Genomic DNA, 18,520 nt, shown 5'->3' with positions numbered 1-18,520 from the left:
TTCACTCCGACCGGCCGAACAGCCAATAGCCCGGAGCGCCGGGATCGTCGCCGGTCAGGAAACGCACGACGCTCGCGGCCAACTCCTCCTCGACGAGATAGCCGTCGCCATCGGTGTCGGTCAGGCCGAAGAGCAGATCGGATTCGGATTCGCCGATGCCCAGACCGTGTGTCACCGCTCGGAACCGTGAGCGCGTGATCCGGTGGTCGCCGCCCGTGTCGATCAGTTCCATGATCGCCGAGACCAGTTCGCGCACGGTGCCGGCGATCGGTTGCGAGGTGCGGTCGGTGTCCGAGGCGAGGAATTCGTTCAGGTCGACGTACCCGTCGCCGTCGCGGTCGTAGTGCTGGATCAGCTGCCGGGCCAGCTGCTCGTAGCCCGTGCGGACGCGGATCGCGGTCGGGTCGCCCAGCGGACGACCGAAGCTCTGCACCAGCCGAAGCGCATGGACGCGGAAGTCGTCCGGTCCGATGCGCCCGTCGCCGGTGGCATCGAGGATCCGGAAGCGGATATCTCGATCGTCGGCCCGCTCGTCCGCGGCCGGGGTCGCGGCTGGTGTGGAGCTGATCAGATCGGCGGCCCAGCGGGTCGCGGTGTGTGCCGCGGGCTCCAGCAGCCCGAAGTGGTCCAGTGATTCGTAATCCTGGAACGTGATATCCGAGCCGCACTCGGCGAGGGCGGTGGAGTATCCACTGCCTTGTCGCGAGGTGAAGACCGGGTCGGCTCCGCCCGCGCAGAGGAACAGGGGCCGGTCGTACTTGGTCACCGGCGGACTCGTCGAGGCCAGGGCGTCGATGAGCGGCTGCCAGGTCGCGATTCCGGTGATCCCCGCCTCGTCGTTGGTGGTGGCCGAGCACAGGGCATCCAGTTCCGCCATGGACTGCCGGGTCGCCGCCTCGATCAGGTCGCGGCCCACCGGGCTGACCCGAATCCCCGGATCGAATTCCGGCCGGCGGTTGCGCAGCCCGGCCAGGATGGTGGGCACGAGGGCGTGCACGGGTTTGTCGCCGTCCGCGGTGTAGGGCTGGATGAATTCCAGGAAACGCACCGGCGGCGCCAGCGACACGGTGCCGCGCAGGTCCAGTTCCGGCGCATAGGCCGTGCAGATCGCCGCCGCGAACAGTGAGCCGTGCCCGCCCTGGGAGAAGCCGCCGATCACCGTGCGGTTGTCGACGTCCAGGTCCATGTGGTGCACCGCCCGCGCGATGTCGATGACGTCGTCGGCGATCGCCTCACCGTCGAGATAGGGGTGCGGTTCACTGGTCCCCAGCCCCTCGTAATCGGATGCGGCGACCACGAATCCGGCGGCCAGCCACTGCGCCAGGTGCGCGCGCTCCTCCGGGATCAGTCCCACCTTCGAGGGCGCGTTGTGGGCGTTGCTGCCCACCGTGCAGTGCGCCCAGGTGAGGACCGGGGAGGGGGTGGCGCCGGATTCCGGGACGAAGACCGAACCGCCGACGGCGCGCTTTCCGCCACTGAAATTGGAGGCGACGTATTCGATGCGGTAACCCTGTTTCGTGCCTTCGGGCCACAACTCTCGCGGTAGCGGCTCCACGGTGAGCAGGGTGCCGTTGGCAAGATCCGAGCAATCAACCACTGCAGTCACGCCGACCTCCGATGTGCCGAGAATTGACCGATCAGGTGCGGAACGAGCCGGCTCCGAGCCTAGAGGAGACCGACTAGTCGGAATGCGGAATCGCCGGAACCGGCGCGTCATCGGAACGGGTGGTGCTCAGGTGCGGCGGGCGTGCCGAATCCGGAACATGGTGCGGGCCGTCCGCAGATGACGCCCCTGCCGGTCGAAAGTGGAAAGATTCACCGGCGCCCGATAACGCTTGCGCGCGATCGACAGGGTCCGGCTGAATTCGCGTAAGCCCTGATCACCATGGCTGTGGCCCTGCCCGTATTCGCCGAGCCCGCCGAAGGGCAGCGCCGGTATACCGGCGTAGAGGGTGGACGAGTTGATGGTCACCACGCCCACCCGCAGCCGTTCCGCGAAGCTGGGAATGCTCGCCGTGTCCCGGGTGAACACCGACACCGCCACACCGTTGCCGGTGGCGTTGATACGCCGCGCGGCTTCCTCCATCGACGGCACCCGGTTGACCACCAGGACCGGCCCGCACGCCTCACCGGTGACGGCGACGCTCTCCTCGGGCACCTCGGCCAGCACGATCGGCTCGATATAGGGCTCCCGGAACGAATCCAGCCCGCCGACAACGGCTTTGCCGCCGCGGGCCAGCGCGTCGCGCACTTGTTTGCGCACCACGTCGACCTGGGATTCGACCACCATCGGCCCGTAGCTCGCCCGTTTGTCCGCGCCGGGCCGCAGCTTGCGCGCCTGCTCGATGACCAATTCCAGAAAGTTGTCGTACACCGAATCGGCGACATAGGCCCGCTGGATGCCGGTGGGATTCTGGCCCGCGTTCGCCATCGCGCCGAAGACGGCCGCCTCGGCCGCGTCCTCGAGCTTGGCGTCGACGTGCACCACCATGGAGCCCTTGCCGCCGCGTTCGATCACCACCGGGGTCATGGTTTGGGCGCAGAGCGAAATCACCTCGCGCGCACCGCTGTCCGACCCGGCGTAGGCGATCTTGTCGAGCTTCGCCCGGCACAACGCGTTGGTGGTGGCCTTCTCGCCGGTGACGGCTTGCAGCACCGGCTGGCTCGGCGCCAGCCTGGTCCAGCTCTCCGCCAGCCAGACGCCGACGCCGGTGGTCAGCTCGTGTGGCTTGAACACCACGGCGTTGCCGGCGGCCATGGCGTAGGCGATCGAGCCCATGGGGGTGAAGACCGGGTTGTTCCAGGAACCGAGCACGCCGATCACGCCGAGCGGCAGATAGCCGACCGAGGCGTGCTGATTACGGGTGAGCCAGGTGGAGCCGAGTTTGCGGCGATCCAGGACCCGGGCGGCATTGCGCGCGGCCCAATCCAGGGTTTCCACCGCGAGCATCACCTCGATGGCCGCGTCCGCCTCGGGTTTTCCGGTTTCCTCGCAGACCAGGTCCACCAGTTCGCCGGCCTGCCGGGCGATGCTGCGCCTCCAATCCAGCAGCCAGCGTTTGCGGCTACCGAAACCCAAACCGGCCCACCATTTTTCGGCGGCGCGGGCGGAACGGACGGTGCGGTTGAGTTCACCGTGCCCCATCACCGCGTAACTTCCGACGACTTCCCCGGTACGAGGGTCATACGAAGTCAGCACATTCGAGCCACCCCGATGCCCTGCCAACCGTGGCTGCGCGGACTCGGCCATTGGTCTCACCTCCCTGAATTGCAGGGTATGGGCGTGTTCACGGCCCGACAAGGCACTGCCGCCGCCACCGCACTGCCCTTGGCGGCCCGACCAGCGCCGATCCCGAATTGCGCCAATGGAATTCGGTGACTGTGAGCAACGACACACTTAACTGCGAGCGGAACTGGGTACAGCGCTGGAGCCTCGGCCGGTTTCACCCAGCCGGTAACATCACGCCCATTGGGACGGATCTCCTCCGGAGACGCCTTGCCGTTGCGCCAATAGTGGAGAGTTGATGCCGAGCTTGACCAAGCCAGAATCGCACGTGGACAGCCCCGGCGGGCCGGAACGCGAGACCGCGGTCCTTGTCGAAGACGTGCGCAAGTCCTTCGGAGACGTGCACGCTCTACAGGGCATCAGCTTTACGGCGGAAAAAGCCGGGGTACTCGGCATTCTCGGCCCGAACGGCGCCGGCAAGACCACCATGGTCAAAATTCTGTCCACGCTGCTCACCCCCGACTCCGGCACCGCCGTGGTCGCCGGTCACGATGTCCGCACCGACCCGGCCGGGGTGCGCCGCGCGATCATGATGACCGGGCAGTACGCCGCGCTGGACGAAAACCTCTCCGGCCGGGAGAACCTGGAACTGTTCGGCCGCCTCATGGGCCTGCGCAAGTCCGCCGCCCGCAAGCGCGCCGACGATCTGCTCGAGCAGTTCGATCTGGTCAGCGCGGGCCGGCGCTCGGTGCGCCACTACTCCGGCGGTATGCGCCGCCGCGTCGACATCGCCTGCGGTCTGGTGGTGCGCCCGGAGGTGGTCTTCCTCGACGAACCCACCACCGGCCTGGATCCGCGTAGCCGCCAGGGCGTGTGGGATCTGGTGCAGGTGCTCAAATCCCAGGGCATCACGGTGCTGCTCACCACGCAGTACCTCGAGGAAGCCGACGTACTCAGCGACAACATCATCGTCATCGACAAGGGCACGGTGATCGCCGAGGGCACCGCCGACGAGCTCAAGGAGAAGATCGGCGGCAGCTACTGCGAAGTGGTGCCGCTGGACCCGAGCAAACTCCAGCTGGCCGCCGACGCGCTCGGCGATCTGGTGCCCGCGGCGGTGCTGGCCGAAATCGGTTCCGCCGACCGGATCTCCTTCCCCGCGCCCGACGGCGCCGCCACCCTGGCCGAGGCCCTGCGGCGACTGGACTACGTAGGCGTCGATCTCGCCGATATCGGTCTGCGCCGGCCGTCTCTGGACGACGTGTTCCTGTCCCTCACCGGTCATTCGGGCGGCAAGCAGTGACAACTGCCGAAAAGTCCGGTTTCGAGACCGATCCGGCGGTGCTGTTCGCGCAGCTGCCGTCGGCCGAGCCGTCCTCGTTCGCCCAGTGGCGCGCGCTGACCGGTCGCATCGTGTGGACCATGGCGACCAAGGGCGAACTGATCGTCGCCCTGGTGACGCCGCTCGTGTTCACCCTCGGTTTCTACCTGCCGCTGAAATTCGTGATGAAGGTCCAGGGCATCGATTACGCCCAGTTCGTCATGCCGATCATCGTGCTGCAGACCATGGCGTTCACCATGATGTCGAACGCGCAGCTCTCCGCGTTCGAAGCGCTGACGGGTCTGAGCAGCCGATTGCAGACGATGCCGATCGGCACGCTGGTCCCGTTGTCCGCCCGTATCTCGGCGGGTCTGGTCCGCTCCACCACGTCGTTGATCGCCGCCATCCTGTTCGGCCACATGATCGGCTTCCGGTTCATCGCCGGGTTCGGGCAGGCGGCGCTGTTCTGCCTGTTCTCCCTGGCGGTCGGCACGGTGCTCGCCATCGGCGCCGACGGTCTCGGCTCGCTCACCAAAAGCCCCGAGGCGCTGAGTCAGGCGCTCACCCTGCCGACCTTGATCTTCGGCATGCTGTCCTGCGGTTTCGTCCCGGAACGCAGTTTTCCCGAATGGATCCGGCCGTTCGCTCGCAACCAGCCGATTTCCCAGTTCTCCTTCGCCATGCGTGATATGGCGGCCGACGGGGTGACCTGGCAGGTGTTGTGGGTGCCGCTGGTCTGGTTGATCGGAGCCGCGCTGGTGTTCATCCCGTTTGCGGTGTGGGCGAGTGTGAGGCGGTCATGAGCACTGTTGTCGAAACCCACGGCGAGGTGCGGTGGACGCCGCTGCCCGCGGTGCCGTCGCAATCCGAGAGCGCTGTCGCCACGCTCATCTCGCACAGCCTCCTGCAGTGCAAGCGGCTGCTCTTCGGGTGGGCCCGCGACCCCGCCACCACCATTCAGGCCCTGGTCTTCCCGGCCCTGACGCTGCTGATGTTCCATGTCGTGCTCGGCAACTCGATCAGCGCGGCCACCGGCAAACCCGCCATCTACGGGCAGGTCCCGATGATCACCTTGGTGGCGGCGATGTCCGGCGCGGTGGTGTCCGCGCTCGGGTTCAAGACGGAGAAGGCCACCGGGCTGCTCGGGCGGTTCTGGACCATGCCGGTGCATCGTGCCGCGGGTTTGACCGGGCGGCTGCTCGCCGAGGCGGTGCGCGTACTCATCACCACCCTGTTCGTGCTGGTCGTCGGGGTCGCGCTCGGTTTCCGCTTCGATCAGGGCTGGGTCGCGGGGTTGGCGCTGATCTGCCTGCCGGTGCTGTTCGGCGTGGGCTTCGCGGTGCTGGCCACGGCCTTGGCCACCATCACCGAGGGCGTCATGTTGATCAACTTGATCACCATCGTCAACACCCTGCTGATGTTCTTCAACACCGGATTCGTCCCGAAGATGGCCTATCCGGGCTGGTTGCAGGAGATCGTCGCGAATCAGCCGATGAGTTGCGCGGTCGAAGCCATGCGCGGTCTGTCCTATGGCGGGCCGGTGGCTGACGCGCTGTGGAAGACCATCGCTTGGACCGTGGGCATGATCCTGGTGTTCGGTGTGCCCGCCGTCCGCGGTTACCGCCGCGCGGCCGAGACCGGCGCCTGATCGACCTCGCCGAACGCCGTGCCGGAACTATCCGGTGCGGCGTTCGGTGCGTTCCGGGGCCGCGTCGAACGGATAGTCGGCCCACCGGTCGCGGTTGGTCCAGCCGACGAGGTCGTAGCGCCAGCGGAACGGCCAGGTGTGCGCGACGGTGTTGAACAAGACCGCGCCGAGCGCGGTGTAGTCGTCGTGCGCGGACAGCAGTGCGCGCTGGCCGCGGTCGGATTCGGTGAAGAACGCCTCGAACATGGCGATGGACTGATCGGTGGTCAAGCGGCCCAGGCCCCAGAGGCCGCGCATGCGCATCCAGTAGACGAGGCGGGCGCGCCACGGCCAGAGGGCTTCGATCGGATCCCGGCCGTGCTGCAGGGCCGTGACGGCGGTGTCGACCAGGGCGAGCGAATCGGCAACGCTGTACCCCGTACAGGGATGCATCATCCCGCCGCGCGAGCCGAACGGAACAGCCTGCGCCACACCCTTTTTCGGCGGCGGCTGGTCAAGTGGATAGTGCGCGGCCTCGGTGGGCTCATCCCCGCCGAGCCGGATTCCGTGCGCGGCGAGACGATTCAGCGTGCGCCTGCGTAGCTCGTGCTGCGGCATACCGCCGCGTAGGCCGAGGCTGGTCTCCTCGAAGATCACCGTGCCGTCACCGAGCGGCACCGAATACAGGAACGACGGCGGCTCGTCCGGCCCCGCGCCGTTCTCCGGCCGCCAATCCAGCAGCAGCCCTTCGCCGTCGGCGATCATCGGCGCGGCCGTCTCGGCGTCGACGAAGATGCCGTGCGCGCTCGCGGCCCGGCGCCGACCCAGCGGCGGCAGGCCGCGGGTGTCGAAAACCGTTGCGGCCCTGAGGATTGTCCCGTCCCGCAGCTCGACCTCGCGCGCGTCGACCCGGGTGGCGCGGCCGGTGATGACGGTGGCGTCGTCCAGCGGCAGCGCCGCCCGCAGTCCCGGCTTGGACAACACGCAGTAGGGGCGCTGGATCCGATGCTCGGTCTTGGTCCACACCACGGGCGCTTCGATGCGCTGCGCGATGGCAGTGGCCGGGAGCCATCCGGGTAACTCGTCGATCCAGCAGGAGAACGTCTCCGGCCATAATCGCTCCGGACGCGGATCGACGGCCGCGACCCGGAACCCGGCCCGCATCGCCCGATGTGCCAGCGCCCGGCCGGTCGGGCCCAGCCCGACCACGCACAGATCGAATTCCCCGCCCGCGCTGCCAGTCATAGACGCATCTAATCCGCTCCGCTCCGCCGCTGGCAAGAAAGGACCGGGCGTGGCCGAGGTGACCTCGGCCGCACCGCCTGCGCCTACTTGGGCGTGACCCACGTGGTGATCTCGGCGTGCACCACCTCGAGCCCGTTCTTGTCGTAGATCGAAATCGGCACCACGACGTTCGTGCCCTCGGTGATCTGCGAGAAATCCGGAATCTCCGGCAGCTTCGCCACCGCCCGCAACCCCGTCTCCGCCTTCGCCAGGTACTGCACATTCATCGCCTTGGGAATCCAGCGATGCGTCCCGGGCACCGTCGCCTCGCTCAGCATCCCCATCGCGACCTCGGCCAGATTGCACGCCGCGATCGCGTGGAACGTCCCCAGGTGATTGTGAATCCCGAACCACTTGGGCGAGGTCACCTCGCACAACCCCGGCTCCAGCCGCACCACATTCGGCAGCACCGTGCCGAAATAAGGCACCCGCGCCACCATCCCCAGCGAAAACAACGCATGCCCCAGCCGATTGTCCGGCAGCTTCTTCCAGCCCCGATACGTGGCGGTCTCTTTGCTCATGCCGCTATCTTACTCATAAGTAAGTTCCGCGCCCAGAGCGGCTGCACTAAGCTCCGAGCACTTGGGGCTGCTCGACGTGGGGGAGTGAAATACCTTGCTGGACAAAGCGAAACGAAAGCTGACCGGTATCGGGGCGGCCTGCGTACTGCTGCTGCTCGGCCCGATCTTGACGGTCGGGTTCTTCGCCGATGCCGAGCTCGTGTTGACGGGAGACAAGGTTGTCGCGACGGTGGAGCGCTGTACCGGATATCAAGCGGCTCGAGGCCCCGGACGCGTCGAATTGATCGCCGCCGGACCGCAGGCCAGGCGCGGGGGCGGTGGTAGTTCGGGCCGGTCGAACTATTGCCTCGGTACCTGGACTCTGAAGAACGGTGCACCCGGCAAGGGGCGGCTGCTGGAGATCGGGCAGCGCGCGCCCGGGGCCGAAGTTCAGGTGTACGCCTCGGCTACCGCGGGGCTCTCGGCGTCGCGGTGGTGGCACGCTCCGTTACCGTTTCTCGGCGTGCTCATGCTCGCCGCGCTGGTGTGGATGGGCGTGCGCACCTGGCGTACGGCCCGCGCCCGGGTGCGCGAGCGCCGTGCGCGGGTGGCTGCGCGCCGGGCCGCTCGGGCGCAGTAGCAACCGGGTGGTTATCCGTCGTCGGCGCGGTCTGGGTATCGTGGGTGAAGCCCTCCGGTCCGGGTGAACGCCCAGTTCAAGGCGCCGCGTCCGCTTCGAGGGGGGCGGATTTGAATCGGCGGATCGCGTCGGGCATACTGTTCGGGTTGCCTTGCACAGGGTCGTGCCCACTTCTGCGGAAGGGGTGGATCAGCGAGGCGAGTACTACATCGTGTGCTTCACCGGGAATCCGGTGCGAGTACGTCCGGGACACTGGTTCCGAGCCTGAGATGAAGTTTTGATCCGGGCTGGGGGCTGAGCGGCTGTGCCCATGCCGATCGAAGATCGGCACGACACGCCCGACCGCGTGGACCGGAGAACCATGACAGATGAACAGCGGCGAGAGATCGGGCGATTGCCTCGATCGTGGTCTCAATGTGAGACGTCTTCGTGTGTTCGGGCTGTGTAAATGCAGGGTGGTACGGAATGCCTCAGGGCTTCCGGGATCACGAACGAAAGCGGAGAAAAGGACACTTAGCGTGGCGGGACAAAAAATCCGCATCAGGCTCAAGGCCTACGACCACGAGGCGATCGACGCGTCTGCGCGCAAGATCGTCGAGACGGTGACCCGTACCGGGGCCCGCGTCGTCGGCCCGGTGCCGTTGCCCACCGAAAAGAACGTGTACTGCGTCATCCGCTCGCCGCACAAGTACAAGGACTCGCGCGAGCACTTCGAGATGCGCACGCACAAGCGGCTTATCGACATCCTCGACCCGACGCCGAAGACGGTTGACGCGCTCATGCGTATCGACCTGCCGGCCAGCGTCGACGTCAACATTCAGTGACGGGGACTCGAGACATGACTACTGATAACAAGAGCAGGCCTGCGGCCGGCATCCTGGGCACCAAGCTCGGTATGACCCAGGTGTTCGACGAGAACAATCGCGTCGTCCCCGTGACCGTCATCAAGGCCGGACCGAACGTCGTCACCCAGATCCGCACCGAGGAGCGCGACGGCTACAGCGCCGTGCAGATCGCTTTCGGCGCCATCGACCCGCGCAAGGTGAACAAGCCGGTCGCCGGCCAGTTCGCCAAGGCCGGTGTCACCCCGCGCCGCCACGTTGCCGAGATCCGCGTCGCCGATGCGTCCACCTTCGAGATCGGCCAGGAGCTTTCGGCCGACGTCTTCGAAGAGGGCACCTACGTCGACGTCACGGGTACCAGCAAGGGCAAGGGCTTCGCCGGCACCATGAAGCGGCACGGCTTCGCCGGTCAGGGCGCCTCGCACGGTGCGCAGGCTGTGCACCGTCGCCCGGGTTCCATCGGTGGTTGCGCCACCCCCGGCCGCGTGTTCAAGGGCATGCGCATGTCGGGCCGGATGGGCAATGACCGCGTCACCACCCAGAACCTCTCGGTTCACAAGGTGGATGCCGAAAACGGCTTGCTGCTGATCAAGGGCGCTGTCCCGGGTCGTCGCGGCAACGTCGTGGTGATCAAGAGCGCCGTGAAGGGTGGTGCACACGCATGACCAGCTCCGCAGTAAACACAGAGAAGAAGGCCGCAAGCCTCACCCTGCCGGTCAAGGAAATCGGCGGCAAGACCAACGGAACCGTTGATCTGCCCGCCGAGATCTTCGACGTGACCGCGAACATCTCGCTGATGCACCAGGTCGTCGTCGCGCAGCTCGCTGCGGCGCGTCAGGGCACGCACTCCACGAAGACTCGTGGCGAGGTTTCCGGTGGCGGCAAGAAGCCGTACCGCCAGAAGGGCACCGGTCGCGCCCGTCAGGGTTCGACCCGTGCACCGCAGTTCGTCGGCGGTGGCACCGTGCACGGCCCGCAGCCGCGCGACTACAGCCAGCGCACCCCCAAGAAGATGAAGGCCGCCGCCCTGCGTGGCGCCCTCTCCGATCGGGCGCGCAACGAGCGGATCCACGTGATCACCGAACTGGTTGCCGGGCAGGCCCCGTCGACCAAGACCGCCAAGACCTTCCTGTCCGAGCTCTCGGATCGCAAGAAGTTCCTGGTTGTCGTGGGCCGCGAGGACGTTGCCGCGTGGAAGAGCGTGGCGAACCTGGAAAACGTGCTGCCGATTGCTCCGGACCAGCTCAACACCTACGACGTGCTCAACAGCGACGAAGTGGTGTTCAGCGTCGAGGCTCTCAACGCCTTCGTGCACGGCCCGGCCGAAGCCGCACAGGAGGAGAGCAAGTGAGCACCATCGCCGACCCCCGCGACATCCTGTTGGCGCCGGTCATCTCCGAGAAGTCCTACGGACTGATCGAAGAAGGCACCTACACCTTCATCGTGCACCCGGACTCCAACAAGACGCAGATCAAGATCGCCGTCGAGAAGGTCTTCGGTGTGAAGGTGACCAGCGTCAACACCGCCAACCGTCAGGGCAAGCGCAAGCGGACCCGCTTCGGTTACGGCAAGCGCAAGGACACCAAGCGCGCGCTCGTGACCATCTCGGCCGACAGCAAGCCCATCGAGATCTTCGGAGGCCCGGTCGCGTAAGCGCTCGGGAATCCAGAAAGTAGAGAAGAACTCATGGCAATTCGTAAATACAAGCCGACAACCCCGGGCCGCCGCGGGTCGTCCGTCTCGGATTTCGCCGAGATCACCCGGTCGACCCCCGAGAAGTCGCTGATCCGCCCGCTGCACAGCACGGGTGGCCGTAACGCGCACGGCCGTATCACCACTCGTCACCGCGGTGGCGGCCACAAGCGTGCCTACCGTCTGATCGACTTCCGTCGGATGGACAAGGACGGCATCCCGGCCAAGGTCGCGCACATCGAGTACGACCCGAACCGCACCGCCAACATCGCCCTGCTGCACTACAAGGACGGCGAGAAGCGCTACATCATCGCCCCCAAGGGCGTGACGCAGGGCACCCCGATCGAGTCCGGCCCCACCGCCGACATCAAGCCGGGTAACAACCTGCCGCTGCGCAACATCCCCACCGGTACCACCATCCACGCGGTGGAGCTGCGTCCGGGCGGCGGGGCCAAGATGGCCCGCTCGGCCGGCATGAGCATCCAGCTGCTGGGTAAGGAAGGCCCGTACGCGACCCTGCGTATGCCCTCCGGTGAAATCCGCCGCGTCGACGTGCGCTGCCGCGCCACCGTCGGCGAGGTCGGCAATGCCGAGCAGTCGAACATCAACTGGGGCAAGGCCGGCCGTATGCGCTGGAAGGGCCGTCGCCCCACGGTTCGTGGTGTCGTGATGAACCCCGTCGACCACCCGCACGGTGGTGGTGAAGGCAAGACCTCCGGTGGTCGCCACCCGGTCTCGCCGTGGGGTCAGCCGGAAGGCCGCACCCGCAAGCCCAACCGCCCGAGCGACAAGCTCATCGTCCGCCGTCGTAAGACCGGCAAGAAGCGCTAAGGAGGAGGTAAGAAATGCCACGCAGCCTGAAGAAGGGCCCGTTCGTCGACGACCACCTCCTCGCGAAGGTGGACGTCCAGAACGAGAAGGGCACCAAGCAGGTCATCAAGACCTGGTCCCGTCGTTCGACCATCATCCCCGATTTCATCGGCCACACTTTCGCCGTCCACGACGGTCGCAAGCACGTCCCGGTGTTCGTCTCGGACAACATGGTCGGGCACAAGCTGGGCGAGTTCGCGCCCACTCGGACGTTCAAGTCCCACGTCAAGGATGACCGGAAGAGCAAGCGGCGATGAGCGATAACAGCACAGCGACGGTTCAGAATCCGACTGCGCGCGCGACCGCCAAGCACGTTCGCGTGACCCCGATGAAGGCTCGTCGTGTCGTGGACCTGGTCCGCGGCAAGCGAGTCGAGGACGCCCTGGCGATCCTGAAGTTCGCGCCGCAAGCCGCGAGCGAGCCGGTCGCCAAGGTCGTGGCCAGTGCCGCGGCGAACGCCGAGAACAACCTCGGCCTGAACCCGGCCACCCTGGTCATCTCGACGGCGTATGTCGACGAGGGCGCGACCATGAAGCGTTTCCAGCCGCGGGCCCAGGGTCGCGCGTTCCGGATCCGCAAGCGCACCAGCCACATCACCATCGAGGTCGAGAGCGTTCCCACCGCCGGTGGCGCAACTCGCAACCGCCGGAAGGGAGGGGCAAAGTAAATGGGACAGAAAATCAATCCCCATGGCTTCCGCCTCGGTATCACCACCGACTGGAAGTCGCGTTGGTACGCGGACAAGCAGTACTCGGAGTACGTGAAGGAAGATGTCCAGATCCGTAAGCTCCTCGCCACTGGCATGGAGCGGGCCGGCATCTCCAAGGTAGAGATCGAGCGCACGCGGGATCGCGTCCGTGTCGACATCCACACCGCTCGTCCGGGCATCGTCATCGGCCGCCGTGGCGCCGAGGCCGATCGCATCCGCGCCGAACTGGAGAAGCTCACCAAGAAGCAGGTGCAGCTGAACATCCTCGAGGTCAAGAACCCCGAATCGGATGCGCAGCTCGTCGCTCAGGGTGTCGCGGAGCAGCTGTCCAACCGTGTGGCGTTCCGTCGCGCGATGCGTAAGGCCATCCAGTCGGCCATGCGTTCGCCGAACGTCAAGGGCATCCGTGTGCAGTGCTCGGGCCGCCTCGGTGGCGCCGAAATGTCGCGCTCGGAGTTCTACCGTGAAGGTCGCGTGCCGCTGCACACCCTGCGCGCGGACATCGACTACGGCCTCTATGAGGCCAAGACCACCTTCGGTCGTATCGGCGTGAAGGTCTGGATCTACAAGGGCGACATCGTCGGTGGCAAGCGTGAGCTCGTCGCCGCCGCCGCTCCGGCCGGCGGTCGTGACGACCGTCCGCGTCGTGAGCGTCCGTCTCGCCCGCGTCGGTCCGGCTCGACCGGCACCACGGCGACCAGCACCGAGGCCGGACGGGCCGCTTCCGCGGAAGCAGCCGCTCCGGCAGAGAATCAGGAGGGCTGACGCCATGCTGATGCCTCGCAAGGTCAAGCACCGCAAGCAGCATCACCCGGGTCGTTCCGGAATGGCAAAGGGCGGCACTTCGGTGGCGTTCGGTGAGTTCGGTATCCAGGCGCTGGAGCCGGCTTACGTGACCAACCGACAGATCGAGTCGGCTCGTATCGCGATGACCCGCCACATCAAGCGTGGCGGCAAGATCTGGATCAACATCTACCCGGATCGCCCGCTGACCAAGAAGCCGGCCGAAACCCGCATGGGTTCCGGTAAGGGTTCGCCGGAGTGGTGGGTCGCGAACGTCAAGCCCGGTCGCGTGATGTTCGAAATGTCGTACCCCAACGAGGAGACCGCTCGTGAGGCCCTGCGCCGCGCGATGCACAAGCTCCCCATGAAGTGCAGGATCGTGACCAGGGAGGAGCAGTTCTGATGGCAACCGGTACACCAGCCGCAGAGCTCCGCGAGCTCACCGAAGAGGAACTCGTTTCCCGCCTGCGCGAGTCGAAGGAAGAGCTGTTCAACCTGCGCTTCCAGATGGCGACGGGTCAGCTCGACAACAACCGTCGTCTGCGCGTCGTCCGTCACGAGATCGCGCGCATCTACACGGTCATGCGTGAGCGCGAGCTCGGCCTGGCCACGGCACCCGCTGGCAAGGGAGATGCGGCATGAGCGAGAAGATTGAGGGGCAGCGCAACAGCCGCAAGGTTCGCAGCGGCTACGTTGTCTCCGACAAGATGAACAAGACGATCGTCGTCGAGCTGGAAGACCGGCACCGGCACGCTCTCTACGGCAAGATCATTCGCACCACCTCCAAGGTGAAGGCGCATGACGAGAACGAGATCGCCGCTATCGGCGACCGCGTTCAGCTGATGGAGACCCGCCCGCTGTCGGCCACCAAGCGCTGGCGTCTGGTCGAGGTCCTGGAGAAGGCCAAGTAAGGCTCCTCCTCGGCTGACAAGTCGATACTCGAAGGCCCGCTTCCCGTCTGGGAAGCGGGCCTTTGTCGTATCGGGGATAAGGATTAGAAACTTTCGGAGCTCACTTCTAGGAGCGGTATCACGGTAGGTATCATGAAGCTATGGCATGGACGATGCGGCTTCCTGAAGATGAAGAGGCGGCGCTCACCGCGCAGGCCGACGCCGAAGGGCGCTCGAAACACGAAATCACCCGCGATGCAGTCCGCCTGTACTTGATGCGGCATCGTCAATGGGACGAGCCGTTGTTGACCGATGAAGACACCTTCGACCTTGGTGGTCCGATCGGCAAGGACGAGATTCACGATGCGATGAATCGCTCCGCATGATCGTGGTCGCCGATACCTCCGGTCTGCTCGCACTGTTCAACCGTTCGGAACCAGAGCACTTCGCCGCACGGCGAGCGGCGGACGCGGCGAGCGCCTTGGTTGTCAGCCCGCTGGCGCTGACGGAAGTCCATCACGTCGCAAGCATCCGTGCAGGCCGCAAGGCGGCCGACGGAATTCTCGGGCTGCTCGCGGATCGGGTCGCAGCGACTCGAATCGTGCTGGCGAATATGGATGCGATGCAGCTGAAGACGGCGCTCGCTGTCCGGTCCACCTATGACGGGTTGAACCTGGACTTGGTGGACGCTGTCTGTGTCACCCTCGCGGACGAGTACGACACCGACGCCGTCCTCACCTTGGATCGTCGCGATTTCAGGGTGTTGCGCCCGTTGAACAGGTATCCGGCCTTCAGGCTCCTGCCTGACGACAGTCCGTCCTGAATGCTCTTATCGGCCGACCGGCTGGAATCGTCGATGCTGGTGTGGCACTCCGAGCAGTCCTTTTGCGTCTGGGAAGCGGGCCTCCGTCGTTTCCGGGATGGCCGAATGTGCCGATGGGTCAGCTCAGGCTTTCCGCGACCGCCGCGGCCAGGCGCGTGGCGTCTTCCTCGTCGTGGTCGCCGACAGTGAGTGCGCACTCTGTTGCACCGCGGTAGGCGGCGCGTCCGGGGTTCGGGTTGTCGATGAAGCGGATGATCGGCTGGATGGCGGCTTCCGGGCGCTGGCCCAGCAGACGGCCGAGCACGGTGGCGGTGAGGCGCATACCCTTGCCGACCTCGCCCGCGAAGCTGGAGCGCACGAGCCGGGCCGGTCCCCAGGTGAGGTAGGCGAGATCGGGGTTGTCGTCGGTGGCGCGGATGCCGAGGAGTTCGTTGGCGCGACGCTGCTGGGCGTTGGACCGCTTGAAGGTGAAGCCCTGAATCATTTCCAGGTCCTCGAAGTGCATGGCGTCGGCTCGTGCGCCGGGGACGGCGATGTTCACGATCACCGGCCGTTCGGCAGCGCGCAGCAGCGGGGCGAGCTCGGTGACGAATAGGTATTTACTGAGGAAGAACAGCGCCCATGACGCCTCGTGTCCCTCGGCTGTGGTGTGTCGGCGCTGCCGGATGAAGGAGGCGGCCAGCACCAGCGCGTCGATGTGCTGATGTTGGGTCCGAAGGTGATCGACGACGCGGCGGCTGTCGGCGACCAGGGACAGGTCGGCTGCGAGGAACTCGGCCCGCGCCACCGCCGACGGATCCGCGTCGGCAACCAGCGCATCGAACTTGTCGCGGTTCCTGCCGATCACCGTGACGTGGCTTCCGGCTGCGAGGTAGTGCCGGGCCAGCGCCGCCCCTATGCCGTCGGTGCCGCCTGTGATCACGATCGTGTGCATCGTTGCCTGTGCCTTCCTGCAGCGGAACGTGTGTTCCGTTACAGCGTAGCACCAAGCGGAACGCGTGTTCCGATTCGGCTATGATGGCGGAATGGCACCGGACCACAAGCAACGGCGAGACGCTGTCGCCAACAGAGAACGCATTCTCGCCGCGGCGAGCGAGGCTTTCCGGCAGTCCGGTATGGCTGTGGATATGCGGGCGGTCGCCGCGGCTGCCGGCGTCGGCATCGGCACCCTCTACCGGCATTTCCCCACCCGCGAACACCTTGTTCAGGCGGTGACCGGTACCGATCTCGCCGCGCTCGCGCAAGCCGCGCTGCCCGCCGGGAAAACCGCGCTCGACGGCCTCCGCGAATTCTTCACTACCACGCTCACCGGTCTGGCCGCCAACAAGGCGATGACCGAGGTATTGGCAGGCGGCGCCCCGTCGGACGCAGACCTCGAGCGCTGCCTCGCCCACCTCACGTCGGTCGGGCAGCAAGCTGTCGACCGCGCCTACATCGACCGGACCCTCGCGCCGGATGTGACTGCGACCGACGTCGCCTATCAGCTACTCGGCCTGATCCGCATCGCGCAGTTGATGCCGGACAGCGAGCGGAGCGCGCTCGCACACCAGGTGGAACTCGCCCTCCGCGCACTTGCCTCGAACTGATCCCGACGCGTCCGGCCGTCACCAAAGCCCTTCTGGCGCTGCTCAATTCACGGTGAGATGGATCGTTTTGGTTTCGGTTCCGGCGGGGAGGCGGGTGGTGTCGACGGCGAGGATTTCGCCGGAGTCCTGGGCTCCGTTGGGCATGGTCTTCGGTTTCAGGGCGTAGGGCGGGTGGTCGCCTTTGGAGCCTTCCAGGCCGAAGTCGCTGTCATTGGCGATGTAGAGGGTTTTTCCGGCGTCGGTGGTGGCCAAGCCTTCGATCTTGTCGTGGGCGAAGAAGGCGCCGTGCGGGCTCAGGGAGTCGACCAGGGTACCGAGGTCGAGGGTGAGTTTCTTGGTGACCGGGGTGATTCCGGCTTTCCGTAAGGCGGCGACGGCGTCGGCGGTGGGGACTGTGCCGACCCAGGTTTCCAGGGGCTTGCCGTCAATCTGCAATCCTTGCCGCGGATCGTATTGTGCGCCCACGACAGTGGATTGGGGGCCGATGTCCGTGGCATCGGCGATATCGATGGTCCACAGCTTCTTGTTCGCGTTGGGCGCTTTGCCGCCATCGCGCTCGTCGACGAGGAAAGTGGAGTCCGACAGCGCGGTGATCTCGGAGACGCCGAGTTTGTCCTTCGGATTCTCCAGCGGGTACACGAATTCCTTGACTGCCTTGGTTTTCAGGTTCACGGTGACGATGCGGGTCATCGGAACTTCCCGGGGCGCGGTGGAACCGGCTGTCGTCAAACCACTTTGGACGATGCCCACCAGCGTGCTCCCGTCGGGCGTGACGGTGAGGCCCTCCATGCCCTGGTTGGGCGTCCGTAACCGCAGTTCGTCCGGCAAACCTCGTCCCGGTGCGAGCCGCTCCAACTCGGTGCCCGCGGCATCGAAATGCACCAGGAACGGGCCGTATTCATCGGAGACCCAGAAGGTTCCGTCGGCGAGCGCCACCAGCCCCTCGCTGTCGATTCCGTGATCGCTCGGTGCGAGCACGTTCCCGTCGAGGTCCTTCATGGTCTCGCCGGTGTCGGCGGACACGTCCACGAGCCCGTTGAAGGGGCGCCCGGCCGGATCGCGCAGCAGGACGGTCGACTGCACCACGGCCTTGTTGCCGATCAGCTTGAACTTGGCGATCTGCGGGGTGAAATCCGGTAGCACGGCGAGCTTTTCGTTCTTTGCTTTGCCGTCCACGTTTGGTCCGCGATCGGTGAGCCCGTAGAACTCGTCGGTGGATCCTGGTACCGGTACCAGCGCGGAACCGTAAGCGCTGCCTTGTACGGTCACGCCGCCGAACTCACCGAGCGGCTGGATATCGGTGGTGTACAGCCGGACCGCGTCGGTCGTGGTGACCTCGAGGCTGTCCGGTCCGGTGTATCCGGCAGCCGGTGTGTACACCACCGCGCCGTCGGTCCGCCGGGTAATGGTCCCGTGCCGCGGATTGGCGATGGCGACCGCCGCGGTTCCCCCGGTCTCGGCCAGCAACTCGTCCAGGCTGATCACCAAGGGCTGGTCCTTGGTGGCGGTGAAGTCGGCGGCCGGCTCGGACGAACAACTCACGGCCAGGGCACTTACGGCGACGGCGACGAGTGCGCCACGGGTTCTACGGCAGATTCTCACCAGCGATGCCTACCGTCCCAGTCCGACTTCCAGTTGGCCGCAACCTGAACACTGTCCGCCACCAGCCTGCCACACACCGCTGCCCGCGCCGGGCGGGGAGACAGCGTGCCGAGCGACATGCCGCC

Annotated in this window: 24 protein-coding genes; 18 read left to right on the top strand and 6 right to left on the bottom strand. The window is 66.2% G+C overall.

What is annotated here, in order from left to right:
* Position 1: 1 nt before the first annotated feature.
* Together BJ987_RS01940 and BJ987_RS01935 are read right to left on the bottom strand one after the other, a co-directional pair.
* Positions 2–1,606, bottom strand: coding sequence for a lipase family protein (locus BJ987_RS01940; RefSeq protein ID WP_209884106.1), 1,605 nt, complete (start codon positions 1,604–1,606; stop codon positions 2–4).
* A gap of 126 nt (positions 1,607–1,732) precedes the next feature.
* Positions 1,733–3,250 (bottom strand): aldehyde dehydrogenase family protein, encoded by a 1,518-nt coding sequence (locus BJ987_RS01935; protein ID WP_209884104.1) that lies wholly within the window; start codon positions 3,248–3,250, stop codon positions 1,733–1,735.
* 274 nt (positions 3,251–3,524) lie between these two features.
* Between BJ987_RS01935 and BJ987_RS01930 the strand changes: the two genes are divergently transcribed.
* The 3 genes from BJ987_RS01930 to BJ987_RS01920 are packed head-to-tail and all read left to right on the top strand — an operon-like array spanning position 3,525 to position 6,195.
* The gene (locus BJ987_RS01930) at positions 3,525–4,529 is read left to right on the top strand and encodes an ATP-binding cassette domain-containing protein (RefSeq protein WP_209884102.1); all 1,005 of its coding nucleotides are present in this window, start codon (positions 3,525–3,527) and stop codon (positions 4,527–4,529) included.
* Between the two features lie 38 nt (positions 4,530–4,567).
* Complete coding sequence (locus BJ987_RS01925; RefSeq protein WP_307869876.1) at positions 4,568–5,350, top strand: ABC transporter permease; 783 nt, start codon at positions 4,568–4,570, stop codon at positions 5,348–5,350.
* Positions 5,347–6,195: an ABC transporter permease gene (locus BJ987_RS01920; RefSeq protein ID WP_209884100.1), complete on the top strand. Its 849-nt coding sequence runs from the start codon at positions 5,347–5,349 to the stop codon at positions 6,193–6,195. The genes BJ987_RS01925 and BJ987_RS01920 overlap by 4 nt, the downstream gene beginning before the upstream one ends.
* 27 nt (positions 6,196–6,222) lie before the next feature.
* On the opposite strand, the gene BJ987_RS01915 is transcribed toward BJ987_RS01920, so the two are convergent.
* Both BJ987_RS01915 and BJ987_RS01910 read right to left on the bottom strand, forming a co-directional pair.
* On the bottom strand, positions 6,223–7,419 hold the full coding sequence (locus BJ987_RS01915; protein ID WP_209884098.1) for a lycopene cyclase family protein: 1,197 nt from the start codon (positions 7,417–7,419) through the stop codon (positions 6,223–6,225).
* A gap of 83 nt (positions 7,420–7,502) precedes the next feature.
* Complete coding sequence (locus tag BJ987_RS01910) at positions 7,503–7,979, bottom strand: hotdog fold domain-containing protein (RefSeq protein ID WP_209884096.1); 477 nt, start codon at positions 7,977–7,979, stop codon at positions 7,503–7,505.
* 94 nt (positions 7,980–8,073) lie between these two features.
* Here BJ987_RS01910 and BJ987_RS01905 point away from each other — a divergent pair, with 94 nt between their 5' ends.
* From BJ987_RS01905 to BJ987_RS01840, 14 genes are all read left to right on the top strand, one after another.
* On the top strand, positions 8,074–8,598 hold the full coding sequence (locus BJ987_RS01905; RefSeq protein ID WP_209884094.1) for a hypothetical protein: 525 nt from the start codon (positions 8,074–8,076) through the stop codon (positions 8,596–8,598).
* Between the two features lie 518 nt (positions 8,599–9,116).
* Positions 9,117–9,422, top strand: a complete 306-nt coding sequence (gene rpsJ / locus BJ987_RS01900) for a 30S ribosomal protein S10 (RefSeq protein WP_003938093.1) — start codon at positions 9,117–9,119, stop codon at positions 9,420–9,422.
* 14 nt (positions 9,423–9,436) lie between these two features.
* On the top strand, positions 9,437–10,105 hold the full coding sequence (rplC, locus tag BJ987_RS01895; protein ID WP_209884092.1) for a 50S ribosomal protein L3: 669 nt from the start codon (positions 9,437–9,439) through the stop codon (positions 10,103–10,105).
* Positions 10,102–10,791 carry a 50S ribosomal protein L4 gene (gene rplD / locus BJ987_RS01890; protein ID WP_209884090.1) on the top strand — a complete coding sequence of 230 codons (690 nt, stop codon included), beginning with the start codon at positions 10,102–10,104 and terminating at the stop codon, positions 10,789–10,791. The genes rplC and rplD overlap by 4 nt, the downstream gene beginning before the upstream one ends.
* Positions 10,788–11,093: a 50S ribosomal protein L23 gene (gene rplW, locus BJ987_RS01885; protein ID WP_030522697.1), complete on the top strand. Its 306-nt coding sequence runs from the start codon at positions 10,788–10,790 to the stop codon at positions 11,091–11,093. The genes rplD and rplW overlap by 4 nt, the downstream gene beginning before the upstream one ends.
* Positions 11,094–11,126: 33 nt before the next feature.
* Positions 11,127–11,963: a 50S ribosomal protein L2 gene (gene rplB, locus BJ987_RS01880; RefSeq protein WP_209884088.1), complete on the top strand. Its 837-nt coding sequence runs from the start codon at positions 11,127–11,129 to the stop codon at positions 11,961–11,963.
* A 14-nt stretch (positions 11,964–11,977) separates the two neighbouring features.
* Positions 11,978–12,259, top strand: a complete 282-nt coding sequence (gene rpsS / locus BJ987_RS01875) for a 30S ribosomal protein S19 (protein WP_019045020.1) — start codon at positions 11,978–11,980, stop codon at positions 12,257–12,259.
* Positions 12,256–12,669 carry a 50S ribosomal protein L22 gene (gene rplV / locus BJ987_RS01870; RefSeq protein WP_209884086.1) on the top strand — a complete coding sequence of 138 codons (414 nt, stop codon included), beginning with the start codon at positions 12,256–12,258 and terminating at the stop codon, positions 12,667–12,669. Before rpsS ends, rplV begins: the two co-directional genes overlap by 4 nt.
* Positions 12,670–13,476 carry a 30S ribosomal protein S3 gene (gene rpsC / locus BJ987_RS01865; protein ID WP_209884084.1) on the top strand — a complete coding sequence of 269 codons (807 nt, stop codon included), beginning with the start codon at positions 12,670–12,672 and terminating at the stop codon, positions 13,474–13,476.
* Positions 13,477–13,480: 4 nt separating this feature from the next.
* Positions 13,481–13,897: a 50S ribosomal protein L16 gene (gene rplP, locus BJ987_RS01860; protein ID WP_040704375.1), complete on the top strand. Its 417-nt coding sequence runs from the start codon at positions 13,481–13,483 to the stop codon at positions 13,895–13,897.
* Entirely contained in the window at positions 13,897–14,136 is a 240-nt protein-coding gene (gene rpmC / locus BJ987_RS01855) for a 50S ribosomal protein L29 (RefSeq protein WP_209884082.1), read from the top strand. Before rplP ends, rpmC begins: the two co-directional genes overlap by 1 nt.
* Positions 14,133–14,405, top strand: a complete 273-nt coding sequence (rpsQ, locus tag BJ987_RS01850) for a 30S ribosomal protein S17 (RefSeq protein WP_209884080.1) — start codon at positions 14,133–14,135, stop codon at positions 14,403–14,405. Before rpmC ends, rpsQ begins: the two co-directional genes overlap by 4 nt.
* A 140-nt stretch (positions 14,406–14,545) precedes the next feature.
* Positions 14,546–14,770, top strand: a complete 225-nt coding sequence (locus BJ987_RS01845; RefSeq protein WP_209884078.1) for a ribbon-helix-helix protein, CopG family — start codon at positions 14,546–14,548, stop codon at positions 14,768–14,770.
* Positions 14,767–15,207, top strand: a complete 441-nt coding sequence (locus BJ987_RS01840; RefSeq protein WP_209884076.1) for a type II toxin-antitoxin system VapC family toxin — start codon at positions 14,767–14,769, stop codon at positions 15,205–15,207. Before BJ987_RS01845 ends, BJ987_RS01840 begins: the two co-directional genes overlap by 4 nt.
* A 118-nt stretch (positions 15,208–15,325) precedes the next feature.
* On the opposite strand, the gene BJ987_RS01835 is transcribed toward BJ987_RS01840, so the two are convergent.
* On the bottom strand, positions 15,326–16,141 hold the full coding sequence (locus BJ987_RS01835; protein ID WP_209884074.1) for an SDR family NAD(P)-dependent oxidoreductase: 816 nt from the start codon (positions 16,139–16,141) through the stop codon (positions 15,326–15,328).
* A 91-nt stretch (positions 16,142–16,232) separates the two neighbouring features.
* Here BJ987_RS01835 and BJ987_RS01830 point away from each other — a divergent pair, with 91 nt between their 5' ends.
* Positions 16,233–16,793, top strand: coding sequence for a TetR/AcrR family transcriptional regulator (locus BJ987_RS01830; protein WP_209884072.1), 561 nt, complete (start codon positions 16,233–16,235; stop codon positions 16,791–16,793).
* 42 nt (positions 16,794–16,835) lie between these two features.
* Here BJ987_RS01830 and BJ987_RS01825 read toward each other — a convergent pair whose 3' ends face one another.
* On the bottom strand, positions 16,836–18,335 hold the full coding sequence (locus tag BJ987_RS01825; RefSeq protein ID WP_307869415.1) for an esterase-like activity of phytase family protein: 1,500 nt from the start codon (positions 18,333–18,335) through the stop codon (positions 16,836–16,838).
* Between the last annotated feature and the right edge of the window lie 185 nt (positions 18,336–18,520).

The organism is Nocardia goodfellowii (assembly GCF_017875645.1).
In the GTDB taxonomy this organism is placed as follows: domain Bacteria; phylum Actinomycetota; class Actinomycetes; order Mycobacteriales; family Mycobacteriaceae; genus Nocardia; species Nocardia goodfellowii.
The sequence above is the reverse complement of the archived record's forward strand: the minus strand, read 5'-3'. Positions and strand labels throughout refer to the sequence as shown.

Coding starts and splice junctions, on each gene's coding strand:
- BJ987_RS01840 (WP_209884076.1), top strand. CDS start 14,767: ATGATCGTGGTCGCCGATACCTCCGGTCTGCTCGCACTGTTCAACCGT.
- BJ987_RS01935 (WP_209884104.1), bottom strand. CDS start 3,250: ATGGCCGAGTCCGCGCAGCCACGGTTGGCAGGGCATCGGGGTGGCTCG.
- rplV (WP_209884086.1), top strand. CDS start 12,256: ATGAGCGATAACAGCACAGCGACGGTTCAGAATCCGACTGCGCGCGCG.
- rpsQ (WP_209884080.1), top strand. CDS start 14,133: ATGAGCGAGAAGATTGAGGGGCAGCGCAACAGCCGCAAGGTTCGCAGC.
- rplC (WP_209884092.1), top strand. CDS start 9,437: ATGACTACTGATAACAAGAGCAGGCCTGCGGCCGGCATCCTGGGCACC.
- rpmC (WP_209884082.1), top strand. CDS start 13,897: ATGGCAACCGGTACACCAGCCGCAGAGCTCCGCGAGCTCACCGAAGAG.
- rplD (WP_209884090.1), top strand. CDS start 10,102: ATGACCAGCTCCGCAGTAAACACAGAGAAGAAGGCCGCAAGCCTCACC.
- rpsS (WP_019045020.1), top strand. CDS start 11,978: ATGCCACGCAGCCTGAAGAAGGGCCCGTTCGTCGACGACCACCTCCTC.
- BJ987_RS01910 (WP_209884096.1), bottom strand. CDS start 7,979: ATGAGCAAAGAGACCGCCACGTATCGGGGCTGGAAGAAGCTGCCGGAC.
- BJ987_RS01915 (WP_209884098.1), bottom strand. CDS start 7,419: ATGACTGGCAGCGCGGGCGGGGAATTCGATCTGTGCGTGGTCGGGCTG.
- rpsC (WP_209884084.1), top strand. CDS start 12,670: ATGGGACAGAAAATCAATCCCCATGGCTTCCGCCTCGGTATCACCACC.
- BJ987_RS01920 (WP_209884100.1), top strand. CDS start 5,347: ATGAGCACTGTTGTCGAAACCCACGGCGAGGTGCGGTGGACGCCGCTG.
- rplB (WP_209884088.1), top strand. CDS start 11,127: ATGGCAATTCGTAAATACAAGCCGACAACCCCGGGCCGCCGCGGGTCG.
- BJ987_RS01830 (WP_209884072.1), top strand. CDS start 16,233: ATGGCACCGGACCACAAGCAACGGCGAGACGCTGTCGCCAACAGAGAA.
- BJ987_RS01845 (WP_209884078.1), top strand. CDS start 14,546: ATGGCATGGACGATGCGGCTTCCTGAAGATGAAGAGGCGGCGCTCACC.
- rplP (WP_040704375.1), top strand. CDS start 13,481: ATGCTGATGCCTCGCAAGGTCAAGCACCGCAAGCAGCATCACCCGGGT.
- BJ987_RS01835 (WP_209884074.1), bottom strand. CDS start 16,141: ATGCACACGATCGTGATCACAGGCGGCACCGACGGCATAGGGGCGGCG.
- BJ987_RS01930 (WP_209884102.1), top strand. CDS start 3,525: ATGCCGAGCTTGACCAAGCCAGAATCGCACGTGGACAGCCCCGGCGGG.